Source organism: Pseudomonas sp. PB3P13, assembly GCF_054897735.1.
In genome coordinates this window covers 3,502,940-3,525,618 of record NZ_CM142702.1, presented here as the reverse complement: position 1 = coordinate 3,525,618, position 22,679 = coordinate 3,502,940, and the positions used below count along the sequence as shown (strand labels likewise).

Sequence of the window (22,679 nt, the reverse complement as noted above, 5' to 3'; positions counted from 1 at the left end):
CGCTTGTGAAGATCGAAGAGTTTGAAGGGAAAACCATGACGTTCAAGGCGCCGGACAGCCTCGCCGAGCAAATCGCCCACCACCTCGCCGAACGCATCATTCGTGGCGAAATGAAGCCCGGCGAGCGTATTCAGGAACAAAAGGTCACGCTGGCGCTCAACGTCAGCCGCGGATCGGTCCGCGAAGCTTTGCTGATCCTCGAACGGCGCCACCTGATTGCGATCCTGCCGCGGCGCGGCGCCCAAGTCACCGAGCTCACCGCGCACAAGGTGCAGAGCCTGTGCAGGCTGATGAGCGAGTTGTACATTCTGCTCGGCAACGCCGTCGCCAAGGGCTGGCAGGTTCAGGCCGACATGGCGCCGTTCGTGCAGATTCAGCAGCGCCTGGCTGCCAGTTGCGAGCGTCAGGACATCCGCACCTTCGTCGACGACAGCTTCAACGTGATGCGCGCGGCTTACCCGTTCGCCAACAATCCGTACTTGCAGGAAACCGTCGAGAACCTGCAACCGGCCATGAGCCGCGCGTATTTCCTCGCCCTGGACCAGCGCAAGGCGTCGATGAGCGAATTCCTCGAGCTGTTCGAACGTTTGCTCGCGGCCGTGCTGGCCCGCGACTTTCCACTGATCCGCGAAGTGCTGACGGCCTACGCCCAGCGCAGCAGCGATCTGGTGGTTTCCGCCCTGGCGGACGCTTAAGGGTGCGGCTGAAGTGCATCAAGCTGGCGGGGTTCAAGTCCTTTGTCGACCCGACTACGGTGAACTTCCCCAGTAATATGGCGGCGGTGGTCGGACCCAATGGTTGCGGCAAGTCGAATATCATCGACGCGGTGCGTTGGGTGATGGGCGAGAGTTCGGCGAAGAACTTGCGCGGCGAGTCGATGACCGACGTCATCTTCAATGGCTCGACCAGCCGCAAACCGGTGAGCCAGGCCAGCATCGAGCTGGTGTTCGATAACTCCGACGGCACACTGGTCGGCGAATACGCCGCCTATGCGGAAATTTCCATTCGCCGCAAAGTTACCCGCGACAGCCAGAACAGCTATTTCCTCAACGGCACCAAATGCCGTCGCCGGGACATTACCGACATCTTCCTCGGCACCGGCCTTGGCCCGCGCAGCTATTCGATCATCGAGCAGGGGATGATCTCCAAGCTGATCGAAGCCAAGCCCGAAGACCTGCGCAACTTCATCGAAGAAGCCGCAGGCATATCCAAATACAAGGAGCGCCGGCGCGAGACTGAAAACCGCATCCGCCGCACCCACGAAAACCTCGCCCGCCTGACTGACCTGCGCGAAGAGCTGGAGCGTCAGCTGGAGCGTTTGCACCGTCAAGCCGAGGCGGCGAAGAAATATCAGGAATACAAAGGCGAGGAGCGTCAGCTCAAGGCTCAATTGTCGGCCTTGCGCTGGCAGGCACTGAATGAGCAGGTCGGGCAGCGCGAAGCGGTAATTGGCACTCAGGAAGTCAGTTTCGAAGCCTTGGTCGCCGAGCAGCGCAATGCCGATGCAAGCATCGAGCGCTTGCGTGACGGCCACCACGACCTGTCCGAACGCTTCAATCTGGTGCAGGGACGCTTCTATTCGGTCGGTGGTGACATCGCCCGGGTCGAGCAAAGCATTCAGCACGGTCAGCAGCGTCTACGGCAATTGCAGGATGATCTGAAAGAAGCCGAGCGCGCCCGCATGGAAACCGAGTCGCACCTGGGCCACGACCGCACCCTGCTGCTGACCCTCGGTGAAGAGCTCGACATGCTCACGCCCGAGCAGGAAATCACCAGCGCCGCCGCAGAAGAAGCGGCCGCCGCGCTGGAGGAATCCGAAACCACCATGCATGCCTGGCAGGAGCAGTGGGACGCTTTCAACCTGTCGTCCGCCGAGCCGCGCCGCCAATCCGAAGTGCAGCAGTCGCGCATCCAGCAGCTGGAAACCAGCATGGAGCGTCTGGCGGCCCGGCAGAAGCGTCTTGGCGAAGAGCGGGCGTTGCTCTCGGCCGATCCGGAAGATGCGGCGATCATGGAGATCAGCGAGCAGCTGGCGGCTTCTGAAGCCACGCTCGAAGATTTGCAGGCCAGCGAAGAAGCGCAGGTCGAACGCCTCGAGCAATTGCGTCAGGAATTGCAGCAAGCGCTGACGGCGCAGCAGCAGGCGCAAGGCGATTTGCAGCGTTTGAACGGGCGTCTCGCCTCACTCGAAGCGCTGCAGCAAGCCGCCCTCGACCCGGGCACTGGAACGGCAGAATGGTTGCGAGAACAGCAGCTGTTGGATCGCCCGCGTCTGGCTGAAGATTTGCAGGTCGAAGCCGGTTGGGAACTGGCCGTGGAAACCGTGCTCGGTGCCGATCTGCAAGCAGTGCTGGTCGATGATTTTGGCGATTATGATCTGGCCGGTTTTTCCCAGGGCGATCTGCGTCTGGTCAGCCCGGCCAGCGATGGCGTGCGGGTGCCGGGCAGTTTGCTCGACAAGGTCGAGGCAAACATTGATTTGTCGCCGTGGCTGGCGCAGGTCAAGCCGGTCGACAGCCTCGAGCAGGCGTTGGCGCTGCGCAGTCAGCTGTCGGCTGGCCAGAGCCTGATCAGCCGCGACGGTTACTGGGTGGGTCGACATTTTTTACGCGTGCGCCGCGCCAGCGAAGCGCAAAGCGGCGTGCTCGCGCGTGGCCAGGAAATCCAGGATCTGAGCCTTGAACGGGAAGCGCGCGAAGCCACGGTCGAAACCCTGGAAACGCAGCTGCAAAACCTGCGCGCACAGCAGCGTCAGCAGGAAAACGGCCGCGAACATTTGCGCCGCTTGCTGCAAGACGAAGCGCGTCAGCAGGGTGAATTGAAGGCGCAGTTGTCCGCCGGTAAAGCCAAAGCCGAACAGCTGACCTTGCGCCGCACTCGCCTTGACGAAGAGCTTGCCGAGCTGGCTGAGCAACGCGCGCTGGAACACGAAAGCGTTGGCGAAGCGCGCCTGCAATTGCAGGACGCACTCGATGCCATGGCGCTCGATACCGAACAACGCGAATTATTGCTGGCCCAGCGCGACAGCCTGCGCGAGCGCCTCGATCGCGTGCGGCAGGAGGCCCGGCAGCACAAGGATCACGCGCATCAACTGGCGGTGCGGCTGGGTTCGCTCAAGGCGCAGCATGATTCGACGCGCCAGGCCCTTGAACGATTGGAAATGCAGTCCGAGCGCCTGACCGAAAAGCGCGAGCAACTGAGCCTTAATCTGGAGGAGGGCGAGGCACCGCTGGAAGAGTTGCGCCTCAAACTCGAAGAGTTGCTCGACAAGCGCATGACCGTCGACGAGGAACTCAAGACCGCGCAAATCGCCATGGAAGACGCCGACCGCGAGCTGCGCGATGCGGAAAAACGCCGCAACCAGGCCGAACAGCAATCGCAGTTGATCCGTGGCCAGATGGAAACACAGCGCATGGAATGGCAAGCCCTGACCGTGCGCCGCAAGACGTTGCAGGACCAGTTGCTGGAGGACGGTTACGACCTTCACGGCGTCCTCGCGACCTTGACCGCCGAGGCCAACGAGAAAGACGCCGAGGAAGAACTCGAACGCATCGCTGCGCGCATTCAGCGTCTGGGTGCGATCAACCTCGCGGCCATCGACGAATACCAGCAACAATCCGAGCGTAAACGTTATCTGGATGCGCAGAACGACGATCTGGTCGAGGCGCTCGATACGCTGGAAAACGTGATCCGCAAGATCGACAAGGAAACCCGTAACCGCTTCAAAGATACCTTTGATCAGATCAACAGCGGTTTACAGGCACTTTTTCCAAAAGTTTTCGGCGGTGGCAGCGCCTATTTGGAACTGACGGGCGAAGATCTACTCGATACAGGGGTGACGATCATGGCGCGCCCGCCCGGAAAGAAGAACAGCACCATCCATTTGCTGTCCGGCGGTGAAAAAGCCTTGACCGCACTGGCTCTGGTTTTTGCGATCTTCAAGTTGAATCCGGCGCCGTTTTGCATGCTCGATGAGGTTGACGCGCCACTGGATGACGCTAACGTTGGACGCTACGCCCGGCTGGTTAAAGAGATGTCGCAAACGGTGCAGTTCATCTATATCACCCACAACAAGATTGCCATGGAAATGGCCGATCAACTGATGGGGGTGACGATGCACGAACCGGGCTGTTCGCGGCTGGTGGCGGTGGACGTTGAGGAAGCGATGGCGATGGTCGAGGCCTGACGGCCAGCTGCGAGCCTCAAGCTACAAGCCGCAAGCGGTGTTGCCAGCGCTTGAAGCTTTAAGCTTGTGGCTTATAGCTGCTGTAAAGTCCCTTTGTTCGTGCTAGTTTAATGTCAATTTTTCGTATACGTGGGCAAAACGCCTGTCAGAACATAGAGTTGGCGCCACGTTTTAAAGCGGTTTGCGAGTTGTAAACCCCTTATTTTTCAGCATTTTTTATAGAGGCACGGGATTACATGGAAATCGGTCTGCGCGAGTGGCTGATCGTCATCGGCATTATTGTCATTGCCGGTATTCTTTTTGATGGCTGGCGCCGGATGCGCGGCGGCAAGGGGAAACTGAAATTTCGTCTCGACCGTAATTTGTCGAATCTGCCCGACGAGGACACCGGCGCCGAGCTGTTGGGTCCGCCCCGGGTGCTGGACACCCACAAGGAACCGCAACTGGACGAACACGATCTGCCGTCGGTGAGCATGCCTGCCCGGGACACCCGTGAATCGGGTTCCAAGCGTGGCAAGCGTGGGCATGGCGAGCCTTCGCAGGGCGACTTGAACCTGAATCTGGATCTGGACGGCGGCCCGGGTTTCAGCAGCGCCGATGATTTCCCGGATGACACCAGGCCGTCTCCATCGGTCAGCGACAGAGATCAGCCGCAAGCTGAAGAAGTCTTGGTGATCAGCGTGATCTGCCGCGATGCAGCGGGCTTCAAGGGGCCGGCCCTGTTGCAGAACATTCTGGAAAGTGGCTTGCGTTTCGGTGAGATGGACATTTTCCACCGTCACGAAAGCATGGCCGGCAACGGCGAAGTGCTGTTTTCGATGGCCAATGCGGTCAAGCCAGGCGTGTTCGATCTGGATGACATCGACCATTTCAGCACGCCGGCCGTGAGCTTCTTCCTCGGCTTGCCAGGCCCGCGCCATCCCAAGCAGGCGTTTGATGTGATGGTCGCGGCGGCCCGTAAATTGTCGCAAGAATTGAACGGCGAGCTGAAGGATGACCAGCGCAGCGTGCTGACTGCTCAGACCATCGAGCATTACCGTCAGCGCATCGTGGAATTCGAGCGTCGTGCCCTGACGCAAAAGCGTTGATTTGAAGGCTGCAACAGGCCTCTGTGGCGAGGGGGTAAACCCCTCACCACAAAGTGCAAGCCATCAGGCTATCGTGATTTAAATTGAGCAGCCCAGGCTGCTCTTTTGCTTTATGAGAGAACACCGATGACTGCCGCCAAAACCCGCATTTTAGAGCTGCGCGCTGAGCTGGATCAGCACAATTATCGCTATCACGTGTTGGACGAGCCGAGCATTCCGGACGCCGAGTACGACCGCTTGTTCCATGAGCTCAAAGCCTTGGAAGCGGCCAATCCCGACCTGGTGACCAGTGATTCGCCGACCCAGCGCGTCGGCAGCGTGGCGCTGTCGGCGTTCACGCAAGTGCGCCATGAAGTGCCCATGCTCAGCCTCGGCAACGCCTTCGAAGAAACCGACATGCGCGAGTTCGATCGCCGCGTGACGGAAGGGCTGGATCTGCCGGTCGGGGATTTACTCGGCGGCGGCGCCGCAGTGGAATACAGCTGCGAACCCAAACTCGATGGCCTGGCGGTCAGTCTGCTCTATCAGGAGGGTGTGCTGGTGCGCGGCGCCACGCGCGGCGACGGCACTACCGGCGAGGACATCAGCGTCAACGTACGCACGGTGCGCAACATTCCGCTCAAGCTGCAAGGCAGCGGCTGGCCGGCGACGCTCGAGGTGCGCGGTGAAGTGTTCATGTCCAGGGCCGGTTTCGAGCGTCTCAACGCCACGCAACTGGAAGCGGGCGGCAAGACGTTCGCCAATCCGCGCAACGCGGCCGCTGGCAGCTTGCGGCAACTGGATTCGAAAATCACCGCCAACCGTCCGCTGGAATTCTGCTGCTATGGCATCGGCCAGACTTCGGCCGACATCGCCGACACGCATATCGGCAATCTCAAGCAGCTTCAGCAATGGGGTTTGCCGATCAGCCGTGAACTCAAACTCGCGCACGGCATCGATGAATGCCTGGATTACTACCGCGACATCGGTTTACGCCGCAACGACCTGACCTATGAAATCGACGGTGTGGTGTTCAAGGTCAACAGCATCGCGTCCCAGCGCGAACTCGGTTTCCGTGCCCGCGAACCGCGTTGGGCCATTGCCCATAAATTCCCGGCCATGGAAGAACTCACCGAGCTGCTCGATGTTGAATTCCAGGTCGGCCGCACCGGCGCGGTCACTCCCGTGGCCCGCCTGAAACCGGTCAAAGTGGCCGGTGTCACCGTGGCCAACGCGACCTTGCACAACATGGATGAGGTGGCGCGTCTGGGCCTGATGATCGGCGACACCGTGATCATTCGTCGGGCTGGCGACGTGATTCCGCAAGTGGTGCAAGTCGTCACCGAGCGCCGCCCGGAAAACGCCCGAGCAGTGCAGATTCCCGAGCAGTGCCCGGTGTGCGGCTCGCAGGTGGAGCGCACGCAACTGGTCAAGCGCAGCAAGGGCCGCGAGACCGTAAGCGAAGGTGCGGTGTATCGCTGCGTCGGTCGTCTGGCGTGTGGTGCGCAACTCAAACAGGCAATCATTCACTTTGTCTCGCGCCGCGCGATGGACATCGAAGGTCTGGGCGACAAGAGCGTCGAGCAATTGGTCGATGAAGGCCTGGTGAGTTCACCCGCCGATCTGTACGCCTTGAAGTTCGACGATATTGTCGACCTGGAAGGCTTTGCCGAGCTGTCGAGCAAGAAGCTGGTTAGCGCCATCGAGCACAGCAGGACGCCGAGCCTGGCGCGCTTTATTTACGCACTCGGCATTCCGGATGTCGGCGAAGAGACAGCCAAGGTGCTGGCGCGCTCTCTCGGTACGCTGGAACGGGTTCAGCAAGCGTTGCCGCAGGTGCTCACTTACCTGCCGGATGTGGGGCTGGAAGTGGCGCACGAAATCCACAGCTTTTTCGACGATGCGCACAACCAGCAGGTCATCAAGGATCTGCTCAGGCACGGGTTGCAGATTCAGGGTCAGGGCGACCTGGGCGCAGAGTTTGCGGCGAGCACCACGCTGGGCGGTTTCCTCGATAAATTGCATATTCCTTCGGTCGGGCCAGGCGGCGCACACAAGCTCGCGGACCGCTTTGGCTCGCTGCAAGGCGTTTTTAATGCGGACTGGCTGGACATGCGTCAGGCCCTGCCAGAGAAACAGGCGAATGCGGTACGGGAGTTTTTTGCACTTGCCGAGAATCGCCAGCTCGCTGAAGCCGCCGAACAGCAGTTGCGCGATTTCGGCATGCATTGGCAGAGCGAGAAAAAGCTCATCGAAGGGTTGCCATTCGCAGGGCAGACCTGGGTGTTGACCGGTTCGCTGGAGTTGATGAGCCGCGACGTGGCCAAGGACAAACTGGAAAGCCTTGGTGCCAAAGTGGCGGGCTCGGTGTCGGCCAAGACCCATTGCGTGGTGGCGGGTCCGGGCGCGGGTTCGAAGTTGACCAAGGCTAATGAACTAGGGGTGAAGGTGCTGGATGAAGAGGCGTTCGTCGCGTTTTTGAGTTCGCACGGTATTACGATGTGATGCCAGTCGTGAGCAAGCTTGCTCCCAGAGGTCTCATCGTATTCAACATTATCGGAGGGAAACATGTTCAGCCATATCATCGTCGGCGCGCGTGACCTCAGCGTCATGCTGGCTTTTTACGAGGCGGTGCTCGCGCCATTGGGCCTCAAGCGCATGCCTGACGAGAACGACGGTGGCCCGCCGGGTGCAGGCTGGCATTATCCGGGGCAGCGATGGCCGCAATTCTTCATTCAACAACCGTTCAATGGATTACCGGCGACGTGGGGCAATGGCACCCAGATCAGCTTCGCCTGCAGCTCTGAGGAACATGTCGAAGCGGCGTGGGCGGCGGCGATCGCCATGGGCGGCAGTGATGAAGGCGTGCCGGGGTTGAGGCCGCAGTATTCCGAGGATTATTTTGGCGCCTATTGCCGCGATCCGGAAGGCAACAAGCTGTGTTTTGTGCACGCTGAGGGCCTGGCGTAGGGCCGATTGCGAAGTCTTCAACTGACTGGCGTTACTCGCCATCGCCGTCAAGTGCAGACCGGCGATGACGCTCACTGCGATCCTAATGACGATCGCGATGACGTTTCAATGCAATCAGGCACCCTCCCAGCAACACGGCGGCGCCTGCCGCCCACATCAACGCTGGACGCTGAGCGTTTTCCCGCCAGCCGCCGCTCACTCGACGCGCGCCACTCGACGGCGCGAAGAGGTTCCCCGACGACGTGGCCGACGACGAACTGCGGTTCACGCTCAAACGGGTCAACCAGCCCGACACCCGCTCGAAACCGGGCAGCAGAAAATGCGCCAGCCGCCCGACGACAGCGGCACTGCCCACCGTAGTGGTCGGGCGCGGATGCAGCGCTCGGGCAACCATCGCGTCCGCCACGCGTTGCGGGTCGTAGACCGGTGGTGGTGGCTTGAGCGCGTGGCCGGTGAAATTTCCGCCATCGCGAAAGCCGGGCGTGTCCATGACCGCCGGGTAGATGTCGCACACGTGGATGTCGGCGAACTCGGTCAACTCCCCGCGCAATGCCTCGCTCAACCCGCGCAAGCCGTATTTGCTCGCCGAGTAGGCGGCAGCGTAGGGCTGCGCCACCCAACTGCCGATGGATAAGGTGTTGATCAGAATCCCGCGCTGCTGTGCCTTGAAATACGGCCAGGCCACGTAAGCACCGCGCAGGTAACCCAGCAGGTCGGTCTGCAGTACCTGCTCGTGCGCCGCCAGCGGCGTGTCCTCGAAATTGCCGACCGCGCCAACCCCGGCGTTGTTGATCCAGATGTCGATGCGCCCGTCACCGAAGGCGGCAGCCTGTTCCGCCAGTGCCTGCATGTTTTCGCTGCTGGTGACATCGGTGCGCACCGCCAGCGCCTCGGCGCCGTGTTCCGCACATTCTTCGACGACCTCTGCCAAGGCTGTCGTATCCCGCGCCGCCAATACCAGGCGGGCACCTTCTTCGGCAAAAGCATGGGCAGCGGCGCGACCGACGCCGCTGGAGGCGCCGGTGATCACCACCAGTTTGCCCTCGAGCCGGCGAACGCGGGGCGTCGGCCGGCGGGCGACATCGGCCTTTCGCGCGGGCGAATCGAGGTACGCGCGATAGGGCACTTCATCGAGTATCAGGCGCTCACCGTCGGCCATGGTCAGGGTCAGGTCTTCAATAGTACCCGCTAATCGATCGGGGAATACCGGCTCGCCGTCCAGATCAAGTTCGTCATACATGAACTTGCGGCCTTCAAGCCAGCCAACCGCAGTTTGCAGTTCGGCTGCCAGGTAATATTTGCCGTCGAGGAAGAAGCCCGGAAACTGGTGCGCGCGCTCACCGCTGTTGCGATTGAAGGCGTAGCGTTCGCCTGGCTTCATGCCGGTTGATCGATCAAACATGGGGAAGTCCTCCTGTGCTGATCTGCGATAGAGGACCGGGCGGCGAGCGGGTTCCATTGAAATGACTGAGTGTGTCGCCCGTGCAGTGCAGTTCGTCGCCTGCAGCGTCTGGCCTGGCGGTTGGCATTCACATTTCTGTCATCCCCGCCGATAGGCTGGTATGCAACCGATACGCTCAACGCCCAGCGGGAATTTATGCCGACCGATCTCGACCCCATTGCCTGCCCCTTGTCCAATCGCTCGAGCGTGGCACTGGCGCGTGCCTCTCTGTTCAAATTCGTCGGTTTGATGGCCGGGGTCTTTCTGCTTGCCGGCTATGCCCTGATTTACCTGGCGCATGATCTGGATCGCACGGAGGAGGTCGAAAGTGCCTTCTACACCAACAAGGCGATCCAATCGCTGGAAAAGTCGCTGCGCATAACGGTCAAGGATTACGCCTTCTGGGGCGACGCCTACAAGCACCTGCACACTCAGGTAGACGTTGACTGGGCCTACGTGCGAAAGAATATCGGCCCGACGATGTACGCGGATTTCGGCTTTCAGGGACTGTTCGTCGTCAACGACGTTGATCGCACTGTGTATTCGGTGATCAACGGCGAGCTGGTAAATGTCGAGATCTCGCAATGGCTGGGCCAGTCCGTCACCTCGATTCTTGACGAAGCCCGTGCCGGTGCGGAAGAGGAAACGCCGGTCACACGGTTCGTCAACGTCAACGGCGTGCCTGCATTGATCGCGGCGGCAGCGGTGACGACCGGGACTGACCCAACGGTGGAGGCGGATGAGCGAACGCCGTCGGTGTTGATTTTCGTGGAAATGCTCGATAGCACCAAACTGGCCGACATCGGCAAGGATTACGGGATCAAGGGCCTGCACATCGCAACCGCCGGAGAACCTGGCGAGGAGTTGGTCTATCCGCTGGGCGAGGATGGCGCCGCCGGCAGTTTGCACTGGAACCCACCGAGGCCAGGCCTGCACTTGCTTGGCGTGGGCTTGCCTTTGCTCGCTCTCGCCGCACTGCTGTTGTGGCTGATGATCTGGGTGATTTTGCGCCGCACCACGGCTGCGGCCCAGGCGCTGGACGCCAGTTATGAATCGATCCATTGCAGCCAGGCCGCGCTGGCAACCAGTGAAGCGCGCTTTCGCGACGTGGTCGAGGCAAGCTCGGACTGGGTTTGGGAAATCTCCGCCGATGGCCGTTTCACCTATCTTTCCGAACGTTTCGAGGCGGTCACCGGGCTGTCCAGAGACGAATGGTGCGGTGCGCAAATGGACGATTTGCTGCACACGGAACTGGGCACACTGTCGCAGTGGCTGAGTATTCCCAACCGGCGTCCGGACATCAGCGTCCAGTGCCGCTATGTCGACACCAAGGGTTGCGAGCGAATCACCCGGCTGTCTGCACGGGAAATGGACGACAAGGGTTTCCGTGGCACTGCAACCGATGTGACCGAAGAAGTCGAGGCACGTCGGCGCATCGAGTTTCTCTCGCAGCACGACGCCCTCACCGGGCTGCCCAACCGGACCCGCCTGCAGGAATTTCTGGACGGCAAGCTCAAGGCAATGCCGACGCCTGAGCAGCCGCTGGTCATGCTCAGCCTGGACCTGGATCGCTTCAAACCGGTTAATGATTTGCTCGGGCATGCGGCGGGGGACCTGGTGCTCAACGAAATTTCCAATCGCCTGGCCGACTGCGTTCGCCACGGTGACCTGGTCGCCCGCGTCGGTGGCGACGAGTTCGTCCTGATTCTGACCGATGTCAGCTCGCAGGAAGAAGTCGAGGCGCTGTGCCGTCGCCTGATCGAGTCCATCGAGCGGCCGGTGGAGGTTGAAGAGCAGGAAGTCTTCGTCAGCGCCAGTATCGGCATCGCGATGGCGCCCAATGACGCGTGCGAAGCGACCGAGCTGTTGCGCTACGCCGACATTGCGCTGTATGAGGCCAAAGCGGCCGGGCGTAACACCTGGCGCTTCTATGCCGGTGACATGAACGCCCGAATCATCGAGCGGCGGCGGCTGGAGAGCGATTTGCGTTATGCGATCAAGCATGGCGAGCTGCGGCTGCATTTCCAGCCGCGCTACCGCATCGCCGACGGTCACATGGTCGGCGCCGAAGCGCTGGTGCGCTGGCAGCACCCGCAGCGTGGGCTGATTCCACCCGACACCTTTATTCCAATTGCTGAAGAGAGCGGGCTGATTCTTTCATTGAGCAACTGGGTCATGGCGTCCGCCTGTGCCTGCGCGGCGCAGTGGCCGGAAGAATTGTTCGTGTCGGTCAACCTGTCGCCCAGCGAGTTCAAGCGCGGCAACATCATCGAACGCGTGCAGCAGATGCTGAACGAATCGGGCATCAACCCTGCGCGCCTGGAGCTCGAGATTACTGAAAACGTCATGCTCGAAGATGCCACCGGTGCGCTCGAGATAATGCGCACCCTCAAGCGTCTGGGCGTGCGCATCGCCATGGATGACTTCGGCACCGGGTATTCGTCGCTGAGCTACCTGCGCACCTTTCCGTTCGATGGGCTGAAGATCGACCGCAGCTTCTTGAACCGGCTGGCCGGCAGCGAGGATGACAAATCCATCATTCAGGCGATCGTCGGCCTGGGCCGCGCGCTGTCGCTCACGGTCACGGCCGAGGGCATCGAGACGGCCGAGCATTTGCAGTTGCTCAAATCGGTGGCGTGCGACGAAGGCCAGGGTTATTTCCTCAGTCGCCCACTGGACAGCGATGCATTCAATGAACTGGTGGGAATCGCGGCAACGGCAGACAGCTGAAGCGGCGGGGCGGCGCCAGTGGCGATTACATGCAACGAATGGCGCCTCGCGGGCTCATATGAAAACTAACCGCGCCGTTGGTCCAGGCAAGACAGTGCTTCATGGGGCGGATCGAATGTTTGAATCTGACTGCGAGCGACTGTACTTATGGCGAAAGAGAGCAACGATCATGTGAACTGGTTAGTCGAGCAATCGATGCTGAATGCAGCCCGGCAACGGGCGAAACTGTATTCCGGACAGGGACGACTCTGGCAGCAACCTTTCGCTCATACACGACCCAGAGATGCGTCGGCGCTGGCTTCGGTATGGTTCACCGCTTATCCCGCTTCCATCATCACCGCCGAGGACGGCACGGTGCTGGAGGCGCTCGGTAATGAAACGCTGTGGCATGCACTGTCCGAGATCGGCATCCAGGGCATCCACAATGGCCCGCTGAAAACCTCGGGTGGCTTGCAGGGGCGCGAGCACACGCCCACCATCGACGGCAATTTCGATCGCATCAGTTTCGGCATCGACCCGCAGCTGGGCACCGAAGCGCAGTTGCAAGGCTTGAGCCGCATCGCCGCCGCGCACAACGCCGTTATCATTGATGACGTGATCCCGTCGCACACCGGCAAGGGCGCGGATTTCCGCCTGGCGGAAATGGCTTACGAAGACTATCCGGGCCTCTACCACATGGTGGAAATCCGTGAGGAAGACTGGCCGTTGCTTCCCGATGTACTGGAAGGACGCGATGCGCAGAATCTCACGCCGCTGCAGGTCGATGCCCTGCGCGACAAACATTACATCGTCGGCCAGTTGCAGCGGGTGATCTTCTTCGAGCCGGGCGTCAAAGAGACGGATTGGAGCACGACCCCGGTAGTCATCGGTGTGGATGGCAAACCGCGACGCTGGGTCTATCTGCATTATTTCAAGGAAGGCCAGCCGTCGCTGAATTGGCTGGACCCCAGTTTTGCCGCGCAACAGATGATCATCGGCGATGCGCTGCATGCCATTGACGTGATGGGCGCGAAAATCCTCCGTCTGGACGCCAACGGTTTCCTCGGCGTGGAACGCAAACTCGATGGCACGGCCTGGTCCGAGAGCCATCCATTGTCGATCACCGGCAACCAGTTGCTCGGCGGCGCGATTCGCAAGGCCGGTGGTTTCAGTTTTCAGGAACTGAACCTGACCATCGACGACATCGCTTCCATGTCCCACGGCGGCGCCGACCTGTCCTACGACTTCATCACCCGGCCGGCTTACCAGCATGCGTTGCTGATGGGCGATGCCGAATTCTTGCGCCTGATGCTGCGCCAGGTGCACACCTACGGCATCGACCCGGCCTCACTCATTCACGCGTTGCAGAACCACGATGAGCTGACCCTGGAACTGGTGCACTTCTGGACCCTGCACGCGCACGACACTTTTCTTTATCAGGGTCAGACCTTCCCGGGCAACATTCTGCGCGAGCATATTCGCGAGCAGATGTATGAGCGCCTCGCCGGCGAGCACGCGCCGTACAACCTCAAGTTCGTCACCAACGGCGTGTCCTGCACCACGGCCAGTATCATCACCGCTGCGCTCGGCATCCGTGACCTGGACCTGATCAGCAAAGCCGACATCGATCAGATCCGCCAGATTCACTTGCTGCTGGTGATGTACAACGCGATGCAGCCTGGGGTTTTTGCGCTGTCGGGTTGGGACCTGGTCGGCGCTTTGCCGCTGCCGGCCGAGCAAGTGGCGCACCTGATGCAGGATGGCGATACGCGCTGGATTCATCGCGGCGCGTACGACCTGGTTGATCTGAATCCGGACGCGCCCCTGTCGGCCGGGCAAATGCCGCGTCCGAAAACCTTGTATGGCAGCCTGCCGACTCAGCTCAAAGACCCGGATTCCTTCGCTTCGCAACTCAAACGCATCCTCGCCGTGCGTCGCTCCTACGACATCGCGGCCAGCAAGCAGATTTTGATTCCGGATGTCGAGAACCCGGGGCTGCTGATCATGGTTCACGAATTGCCGGCGGGTAAGGGCACTCAAATCACCGCGCTCAATTTCAGCGCGCACGCCATTACCGAAACCCTGCACCTGCCCAACATCGCCCCGGGGCCGGTGGTGGATATCATCAACGAGCGGGTTGAAGGGGATCTGACGGCGCAAGGTGAATTCACCATTACGCTGGATGCGTATGAAGGGTTGGCGTTGCGGGTAGTGAGCAGTTCGCCGTTGATTTGATTCGGCAGGTTGTCAGGTGAGCCTGTGGCAAGCATGCTCGCGAAGGCGGATTCTTGCCCCTTTCGTCCGGTGGCTTCGCTCCGGTCCTGCTCCGTGGGCCCGCCGCGATCGGCCATCCTTGGCCGTGCGCGGCTAACCCGGCATCCATGCCGGGTTGCCCACTGCGCAGAACTTCTACTCAGCCTACCGAGGGGGCGCTAACCGCCACAGCCGCCGAGGCGGCCTGGTAGCCGACCTGGCTGGGCGGGTGTGCGTGTTCATGACTTGTACGGAACGCCGCGAACGTACAGGTGATGTGTCGAGTTGGAATCCTGCGCGGCAGGCGAAGCGCTTTGCGTTGCTTTGCTTTGCTTCAGATCTTGATCCACCGGCCCCTTTCCCAGAGGCCGAACGCAGGCGTTGCGCAGGGGGCACCGCGGCAAGGATGCCGCGGTAGTCGCCCCCGGCCATGGATGGCCGATGGTGACGGGCCCCCGGAGCAATGCCGGAGTGAGGGCATGCCGAGCCACAGCGAGGCACCGAATGGAGGGGCAAGAGCCTTTTGGTTACTTTGGGGCTCTTTTCCAAAGTGACTCGCCGTCAGGGCGAAACCAATAGCGGCCCCAACCGCAGCAACGGATATGTACACCCTCAAAACAAAAGTCGCCCAAAACAAAGCCATCGCGAGCAAGCTCGGCTCCTACGGGTTTTGCGTGCGAAGGGCGAAACCAATAGCAGCCAAGCCCGCAGCAACGGATATGTACACCCTCAAAACAAAAGTCGCCTGACACACCGCTGTCGCGAGCAAGCTCGGCTCCCACAGGTTTGCTGAGCGACACTCATCAATTGGCGCATTGCGAAAATCTCATGGAAAGTCTGCCCCGTCCCGCTGTCTATTCCCAATCAAGCCTCACTGCCAGGATTTCCCATGACCCACCCACGAATCGGTTTCGCTTGCCAGTTCAAGCATCCCGAGCGCGACCTTTCGCTCAGTGCGCTGAAGGTCATCGAGAGCCCGTTCAATCCGCGAACCACCACTTTGCGCTGGATGGATGGCGTCGCGCCGCAGGTGGCCCGGGACAGGTTGCTGGAGGTCATCGCGCACAACCTGGAGGCGCAATTACGTTTGCTGGCGTATGTCGCCGAGTTGCCGCCGACCTTGCGCATGCTGCGCCTGAGCAGCGATTTGTTGCCGTTCTACAGTCATCCGAAGGTGGCCGCTTTTTACCAGGATCCGGCCATTCAAAGGCAGCTGGCCGAGCGCTTCGCAGCCATCGGCACATTGGCGCGAGCGGCGGATATTCGTTTGTCGTTCCACCCTGGCCAATACTGCGTGCTGGGCTCGGACAAGCCGAACGTGGTGGAAAACAGCCTCGCCGAGTTCGAATACCACGCCGACATGATCCGGATGATGGGCTACGGCCGGCGCTTTCAGGATTTCAAATGCAACGTGCACATTGCCGGGCGCCTGGGGGGCGAGGGCATTCGTGCGATCTGGCCACGGCTGTCTGACGTAGCGCGCAACTGCATCACCTTCGAGAACGAAGAGAAGACCTACGGCGTCGACGACTGTCTGCAACTGGCGGATCTGGCCCCGGTGGTGCTCGACATTCATCACTGCTGGATCAACGAAAACGACTATATCGCCCCCGATTCTCCGCGCGTGCAGCGGGTCGTTGACAGCTGGCGCGGAGTGCGGCCAACGATGCACTACTCGCAGCCCCCGGAGCGTTTGCAGGAACTGGGTTTCGACGCCGACCGCAAACTGCAAATGCACGAGTTGCTGCAAGTGGTGAGCAAGCGCGACCTTTACGGCCACAGCGCGCAGATGTGGAATCGCTGGACCAACACCTACGCACGGTTATTCATGGATCGGTTCGACATTATGTTGGAGGCCAAGGACAAAAACCTCGCGGCGCTGGCTTTCTACAAAGAGTTCGCGCCTGGGGCGTGAAGCTGAATCTGGCCTTACAGGTGATCCGCATCAATCACCGCTTTGGCAAATGCCTGCGGGTCTTCTTGCGGCAGGTTGTGGCCGATGCCGCCGCTGATCAGGCGCAATTCATATTTGCCGGTAAAGCGATTGGCGTAATCCTCGGGCGCCGGGTGCGGCGCGCCGTTGGCATCGCCTTCGAGGGTGAAGGTCGGGACGCTGATCGAAGGCGCCGTGGCGAGTTCGCTCCGGCACGGTCTGTTTGATCTTCAGTGCGTCCGGGAAGTGGATGATGTCGCTGGTCAGACAGCGGCGGGGGTTGCCGGATTGTTGTTCTGCAGTGCTGTCGATTGAAGATTGGCGCCGTTTATCTGGATCCCGGTGGAATCTTTTGCCCGCGCCCAACTCAGATCACAAAGGAAACAGTTCCCTGAAATGTGAACGCCCGGTCAGGTTTTTTTACAAAACCCTGTTCCTGCGTACCATTCCCTGCTGCTTTTCCTCCCCCCACGGCCGTGATGAGGCCCGACCGCCAGAGCTCACTACATGCAATCAAATGGCCGCAGCGTCGGAGTTTCGTTAGTGCTTCAAGCGTTGCGCGCCGAAACCGCGCCCTTGCATATCGCCCTGGAAGAACGCCTGCCGTTTTTCTCCCCGGTGCTTGACCTCGATCACTACCAGCGACTTATCCAGGCGTATTTTGGTTTTTACCAGCCCCTGGAGCGACGTCTGCAAGACAGCCATCAAGCGCCGCCAGATTTCGTTTTGACCGAACGACTCAAAACCGCCACATTGCACGGCGACTTGCTGGCATTGGGGCTGACCGAACGCGAAATCGCCGGATTGCCGCTGTGCCGGTCCTTGCCTGTGATCGACTCTGCCGAAGCCTGTCTGGGCGTTTTTTATGTGCTTGAAGGCGCTACGTTGGGCGGACAGATCCTGCGTCGCGAGATCGCCTCCCGGCTCAATCTGGACGCTGCCAATGGCGCCGCTTTCCTGGATATTTATGGTGATGCGACCGGCCGACGCTGGCGCGATTTCATCGGCTATCTGGCCACTTTTCCACTGGAGCCAGCCGCGCGGCACTGCGTGGTGAACGCTGCCCAAACGACATTTGCCTGCTTCGAAAACTGGCTTGAGAGCTCCGAGGTATTGTTATGAACCGGTTGGACAAAGACGCCTTTGATGAATTACTGGCCAATTGTGACGACGAACCGATTCGCACGCCCGGCGCCATCCAGCCACACGGTGTGCTGCTGACCTTGTCGGAGCCGGACATGCGCATCGTGCAAGTCAGTGCCAACGTCGAAACCCTGCTGCGGCGCATGCCGCAGGACGTATTGGGTGCAACGCTGGATCTGCTCCTTGGCGACGCTTATGCGCGCGAGGTCGAGCAGGCTGCGCAGTATGACAATCCACTCGACATCCCCAACTTGCATTTCACTCTCAATGACGCAAAGTTCGAGGGTTTTGTACATCGGCACCAGGGCGTGCTAATGCTGGAACTGGAGGTTCAAACCCCGCCTGCGCAACCCGTCGTGGACGGCAAGGGCAATAACCTGGGGCGCATGTTGCAGCGCCTGCAAGCGGCGAAGACACTGCAGTCGTTGTACGAAAGCAGTGTCCAGGAAATCCAGGCGATCACCGGTTACGACCGGGTGCTGATCTATCGCTTTGAAGAAGAGGGCCACGGCCAGGTGATCGCCGAGGCGACGTCGCCGTCCATGGATGTGTACCAAGGTCTGTTTTTTCCGGCGTCGGACATTCCCGAACAGGCCCGCGAACTGTATCGAACCAACTGGCTGCGGATCATCCCCAATGCTGATTACCAGCCCGTGCCACTGGTGCCAACATTGCGTCCGGACACCGGCCAGCCGCTGGATTTGAGCTTCGCCCACCTGCGCAGCGTATCGCCGATCCACTGTCAGTACATGAAAAACATGGGCGTGTTGTCCTCCATGAGCATCTCATTGCTCAAGGGCGACAAACTCTGGGGCCTGATCAGCTGTGGCAATCGCCAGCCACTGCACGTGCCACATGAATTGCGCAGCGCCTGCCAGACCATCGGCCAGGTCTTGTCGCTGCAGATCAGTGCGATGCAAGCGTTGGAAATCAGCCGCCAGCGAGAGGAAAAAATCGAGGCGCTGGCGCTGCTCAATCAGGCGATGATCGACTCGCCCGAAACGGTCTTCGACGGTCTGGCGCAGCAGCCTGCGGTATTGATGGCGCTGGCCAATGCCGGCGGTGTGGCGGTCATTGACGACAACAAGTTGCATCGCTACGGCAACTGCCCCGAGCCGGAGGACATTCGAGCGCTGCACAAATGGCTGCAAGCGTCCTCTCAGCAGGTATTTGCCAGCCATCAGCTGTCGCAGGTGTACCCGCCTGCTGCGGCATTTGCGCCCGTTGCCAGCGGCGTGCTTGCCATGAGCCTGCCCAAGCCGGTCGACAATGGCGTGTTGTGGTTCCGTCCGGAAGCGAAGGAGAACATCAGCTGGAGCGGCGATCCGGCCAAGCCGGTCAACCTGGAAGATTCCGATACGGGGCTGCGCCTGCGTCCGCGTACCTCGTTCGAGATCTGGAAGGTGGAAATGGCCGGCATTTCCACCAAGTGGAGCGGTGGTGATCTGTTCGCGGCCAACGACCTGCGACGTTCCGCGCTGGAATCCGATCTGGCCCGTCAGGTGGTGCGCGAACAGCGAGCGGTGCAGGCCCGCGATGATCTGGTGGCCGTGGTCTCTCACGACCTGCGTACACCGATGACGGTCATTTCGATGCTCTGCGGCATGATGCAGAAAGTCTTCAGCTCAAAAGGGCCGCACACTTCGCGGCGCATCAGTCGCGCCATCGACACCATGCAGCAGGCTGCCGGGCGTATGAACACCCTGCTTGAAGATCTGCTCGATACGTCCAAAATCGACGCCGGCCGCTACTCGATTAAGCCGCAGCGCATTGCCGTCGACGAAATGTTTGAAGAGGCCGATTCGTTGCTGTCGCCACTGGCGCTGGACAAGGACATCGAGATTTCCTTCACGGCCGAACCGCAGCTCAGCATCCATGGAGATCCCGAGCGCCTGTTCCAGGTGCTGTCGAACCTGGTTGGCAACGCCATCAAGTTCACTCCTCGCGGCGGCAAGATCGGCGTGTCTGCGATGGCGGCGGGGGATGACATTGTTTTCAGCGTGCGTGATAACGGCGAAGGCATTGCGCAGGACCAGCTGCCGCACGTGTTCGACCGTTACTGGACGGTCAAGGACGGCAATCCCACAGGCACCGGGCTCGGTCTTTACATTACCCAGGGCATCGTCAATGCTCACGGCGGACATATCGAAGCGCAGAGCGTAGTCGGTCGCGGGACGGAGTTCAGCTTCACCGTGCCGAAGTTGAATCGCGCGATTGTGCAGCGGTAGAAGTCTGGCGTCCCGTCGGTTGCATTTTACGGAGCACTTTATTGATGCGTAAAGTTTGCCTTCAAGGCATTTTCAGGTGATCCCATGTCCCGTTCATTGCTGTCCCTGCTGAACATCGAGCTGCCGATTCTGCAATCGCCCATGGTCGGTGTGTCCACTCCCAAGCTTGCCGCAGCGGTGTCGAATGCCGGTGGCCTCGGCGCGATTGGTATCGGCGCGAGCACCGCCGAGCAAGCGCGGGCGATGCTGCGCGAGACGGCAGCGCTGACTGACAAGCCGTTCAACGTCAATCTGTTCTGCCACGCGCCAGCCGTTCAGGACCGCGATCGTGAAGCGCAGTGGCTGAAAGCGCTCGCGCCCTGTTTCGCCGAGTTCAACGCCGCGCCTCCTGCTTCACTGCGCGAGATTTACACCTCGTTCGTGGCCGATCCGGCCATGCTGCAGATGCTGCTGGAAGAAAAACCGGCGGTGGTCAGTTTCCATTTTGGGCTGCCTCCGCAGGCCGCGGTCGACGCGCTGAAGAATGCCGGGATTGTTTTGTTGTGCTCGGTGACGAACCTGGCTGAAGCGCGTCTGGCGGAACAGGCCGGCGTGCACGCGCTGGTGGCGCAAGGGTTCGAGGCGGGGGGGCATCGGGGAGTGTTCGATCCGCAACAGGACAGTGAAATGGGCACCTTCGCCCTGGTGCGCGTCCTCAGCGCCGCGAGTACGCTACCCGTGATCGCCGCCGGCGGCATCATGGATGGCGCAGGGATCAACGCCGTTCTGCAGCTGGGTGCGAGCGCTGCCCAATTGGGCACGGCGTTCATCCTCTGCCCGGAATCGTCCACCAACACCGCTTGGCGCGAAGCCCTGAAAAGCCCAAGAGCGCACCACACGCAAGTCACCAGCGCCATCTCCGGACGCCCGGCGCGGGGCATGGTCAATCGCAACTTCAGCGATCTGCAAATCAGCGGCGCTGCCGTGCCGGACTACCCGATTGCCTACGACGCCAACAAAGCCCTTAACACCGCCGCCAGCGCAAAAAACAACAGCGACTTCGCGGTGCAATGGGCCGGTCAAGGCGCACCGCTGGCGCGTGAATTGCCTGCTGCCGAGTTGGTGAGATGGCTGGCGGCCGAAATGAATGCTGAGTGAACGACACAAACCTGCAGCAGCTGGCGCAGCCTGCGTCCGGCTGCTACAAGGTTTTGCAATGCCCCTTAATCAAACAACACTCAACACCTGAGTCAGCGGGCGACGCGGCTTTTGCGGCCAGTTTTCCGGCAGCGGCTCCCCGACAGCCACCAACATCACCGCAATCTCATCCTCGGCCAGCCCGAACTCCTCGGCCACCGCCTCGGCATCAAAACCGATCATTGGCGAAGACCCCAAACCCATCGCTTGCGCCGCATAAATAAGCGTGCCAGCGCCAAAAGTTGCCGTGCGGACTGCTTCGTCGCGCTGCCTCAGCGGTTGATCATGGTAAAGACTTTTCGCCGCGCCTTCCCAGCCCGGCACCATCTGCTCAGGCATCAAACCGGCCTCAACCGACGGCGCCAAGCGGTCAGGAATCGTCCTGTAGTCCGCCAACTGGCCGCACACAATAAACGTTACGGCCGCCTCGGTAACCTTGGCCTGATCCCAGGCAATCTTGCGCAGACGCGCCTTCGCCTGTATGCGCAGCGATAAAACGCCAGTTCTGCAGGTTGAACGCCGTCGGTGCGGTGGTCGCCAGCCGAACCAACTCGGCGATTTGCTCCTCCTCAATGCGCCGCGACGCATCAAACAGGTTGACGGTACGACGCGCCTCAATGGCGCTGATGATTGGATCTTTCATCGCAAATTTTCACTCTCTGAAGGTTGGCGGCGGTCGTGTTGGATGGACGACGCACCGCCAGGCTGAATGAATGAAACGCGCCCACGCCGGGCATCTGTCAGACGATGCTGTCGACCACGCCGCCATCGACGCGCAGCGCGGCGCCGGTGGTGGCAGATGCCTGTTCGGAGCTGACGTAAATGATCATGTTGGCCACTTCCTCGACGCTGGCCGCACGTCGAATGATCGAGGAGCCGCGGTGGGCGTTGACGAAATCGGCTGCCACTTGCTCCAGACTGTCGCCGGAGCTTTCGACCGCGGGCTTGAGCATTTCAGCGACACCCTCGGAGAGCGTCGGCCCTGGCAACACGGCGTTGACCGTTACTCCGGTGCCGGCCAGGCGCTTGGCCAAACCGCGGGACACGGCCAGTTGAGCGGTTTTGGTGAATCCGTAATGGATCATGTCGGCAGGGATATTCAGCGCCGATTCGGACGAAATGAACACGATGCGGCCCCATTTGCGCTCCACCATGCCCTGGGCATAGGCCCGCGAGAGGCGTACGCCGGACATGACATTGATGTCGAAAAACCGTTGCCATTCGCTGTCAGGTGTCTCGAAGAAATCCTGCGGATTGAAAATACCCAGGTTGTTGATGACGACATCGAAGGTGCGATGCTCGGCCACGAGTTTTTGGAAGCCGGACTCACTGCCAAGATCGCCGGCAAACCCTGTGGCGTTTGATGCCAGCGAGCCCAAGCGTTGCAGAGCATTCTCGACGCTTTGCTGACTGCGCCCATTGATGACCACGTGCGCACCCGCCTGCAGGAAACCCTTGGCCGTTGCAAAACCGATGCCGCTCGTTGAGCCGGAAACCAGAATCTTCCGTCCGGTAAAGTCGATGTTCATGATGACCTCGCAATTCAGTGGATGGCTCAATCCTGAGGTATTTT

General features: G+C 60.6%; 13 protein-coding genes and 2 pseudogenes. 11 read left to right on the top strand and 4 right to left on the bottom strand.

Annotation, left to right across the window (positions count from 1 at the left end):
• Positions 1–35 precede the first annotated feature (35 nt).
• From ACYZT1_RS16280 to ACYZT1_RS16260, 5 genes are all read left to right on the top strand, one after another.
• Complete coding sequence (locus ACYZT1_RS16280; RefSeq protein WP_462019265.1) at positions 36–695, top strand: GntR family transcriptional regulator; 660 nt, start codon at positions 36–38, stop codon at positions 693–695.
• Positions 696–697: 2 nt separating this feature from the next.
• A complete protein-coding gene (smc, locus tag ACYZT1_RS16275; protein ID WP_462015722.1) occupies positions 698–4,186 on the top strand; it encodes a chromosome segregation protein SMC in 3,489 nt (1,162 codons plus the stop codon).
• A 236-nt stretch (positions 4,187–4,422) separates the two neighbouring features.
• Positions 4,423–5,274 carry a cell division protein ZipA gene (gene zipA, locus ACYZT1_RS16270; protein WP_462015721.1) on the top strand — a complete coding sequence of 284 codons (852 nt, stop codon included), beginning with the start codon at positions 4,423–4,425 and terminating at the stop codon, positions 5,272–5,274.
• A gap of 126 nt (positions 5,275–5,400) precedes the next feature.
• The gene (gene ligA / locus ACYZT1_RS16265; RefSeq protein WP_462015720.1) at positions 5,401–7,758 is read left to right on the top strand and encodes an NAD-dependent DNA ligase LigA; all 2,358 of its coding nucleotides are present in this window, start codon (positions 5,401–5,403) and stop codon (positions 7,756–7,758) included.
• A 63-nt stretch (positions 7,759–7,821) separates the two neighbouring features.
• Positions 7,822–8,223, top strand: coding sequence for a VOC family protein (locus ACYZT1_RS16260; protein WP_462015719.1), 402 nt, complete (start codon positions 7,822–7,824; stop codon positions 8,221–8,223).
• An 82-nt stretch (positions 8,224–8,305) separates the two neighbouring features.
• Here the strand turns inward: ACYZT1_RS16260 and ACYZT1_RS16255 are convergent, their stop codons facing one another.
• A complete protein-coding gene (locus ACYZT1_RS16255; protein ID WP_462015718.1) occupies positions 8,306–9,625 on the bottom strand; it encodes an SDR family oxidoreductase in 1,320 nt (439 codons plus the stop codon).
• Positions 9,626–9,820: 195 nt separating this feature from the next.
• Between ACYZT1_RS16255 and ACYZT1_RS16250 the strand changes: the two genes are divergently transcribed.
• The 3 genes from ACYZT1_RS16250 (at position 9,821) to uvsE (ending at position 16,541) form a co-directional block, all read left to right on the top strand.
• Positions 9,821–12,394 (top strand): bifunctional diguanylate cyclase/phosphodiesterase, encoded by a 2,574-nt coding sequence (locus tag ACYZT1_RS16250; RefSeq protein WP_462015717.1) that lies wholly within the window; start codon positions 9,821–9,823, stop codon positions 12,392–12,394.
• A 147-nt stretch (positions 12,395–12,541) separates the two neighbouring features.
• A complete protein-coding gene (gene treS, locus ACYZT1_RS16245; protein WP_462015716.1) occupies positions 12,542–14,608 on the top strand; it encodes a maltose alpha-D-glucosyltransferase in 2,067 nt (688 codons plus the stop codon).
• Between the two features lie 907 nt (positions 14,609–15,515).
• Positions 15,516–16,541 carry a UV DNA damage repair endonuclease UvsE gene (uvsE, locus tag ACYZT1_RS16240; protein WP_462015715.1) on the top strand — a complete coding sequence of 342 codons (1,026 nt, stop codon included), beginning with the start codon at positions 15,516–15,518 and terminating at the stop codon, positions 16,539–16,541.
• Positions 16,542–16,555: 14 nt separating this feature from the next.
• Here uvsE and ACYZT1_RS16235 read toward each other — a convergent pair.
• Positions 16,556–16,765 (bottom strand): annotated as a pseudogene (locus tag ACYZT1_RS16235) (alpha/beta fold hydrolase); the annotation flags it as partial.
• Between the two features lie 301 nt (positions 16,766–17,066).
• Here ACYZT1_RS16235 and ACYZT1_RS16230 point away from each other — a divergent pair.
• The 3 genes from ACYZT1_RS16230 to ACYZT1_RS16220 all read left to right on the top strand — a co-directional run bounded on the left by ACYZT1_RS16230 (position 17,067) and on the right by ACYZT1_RS16220 (position 21,067).
• Positions 17,067–17,681 (top strand): biliverdin-producing heme oxygenase, encoded by a 615-nt coding sequence (locus ACYZT1_RS16230; protein WP_462015714.1) that lies wholly within the window; start codon positions 17,067–17,069, stop codon positions 17,679–17,681.
• Positions 17,678–19,930: an ATP-binding protein gene (locus ACYZT1_RS16225; RefSeq protein WP_462015713.1), complete on the top strand. Its 2,253-nt coding sequence runs from the start codon at positions 17,678–17,680 to the stop codon at positions 19,928–19,930. Before ACYZT1_RS16230 ends, ACYZT1_RS16225 begins: the two co-directional genes overlap by 4 nt.
• An 84-nt stretch (positions 19,931–20,014) precedes the next feature.
• On the top strand, positions 20,015–21,067 hold the full coding sequence (locus ACYZT1_RS16220; protein ID WP_462015712.1) for an NAD(P)H-dependent flavin oxidoreductase: 1,053 nt from the start codon (positions 20,015–20,017) through the stop codon (positions 21,065–21,067).
• Between the two features lie 69 nt (positions 21,068–21,136).
• Here the strand turns inward: ACYZT1_RS16220 and ACYZT1_RS16215 are convergent.
• Positions 21,137–21,749 (bottom strand): annotated as a pseudogene (locus tag ACYZT1_RS16215) (nitroreductase family protein).
• A gap of 97 nt (positions 21,750–21,846) precedes the next feature.
• Positions 21,847–22,635, bottom strand: a complete 789-nt coding sequence (locus ACYZT1_RS16210) for an SDR family NAD(P)-dependent oxidoreductase (protein ID WP_462015711.1) — start codon at positions 22,633–22,635, stop codon at positions 21,847–21,849.
• Positions 22,636–22,679 lie beyond the last annotated feature (44 nt).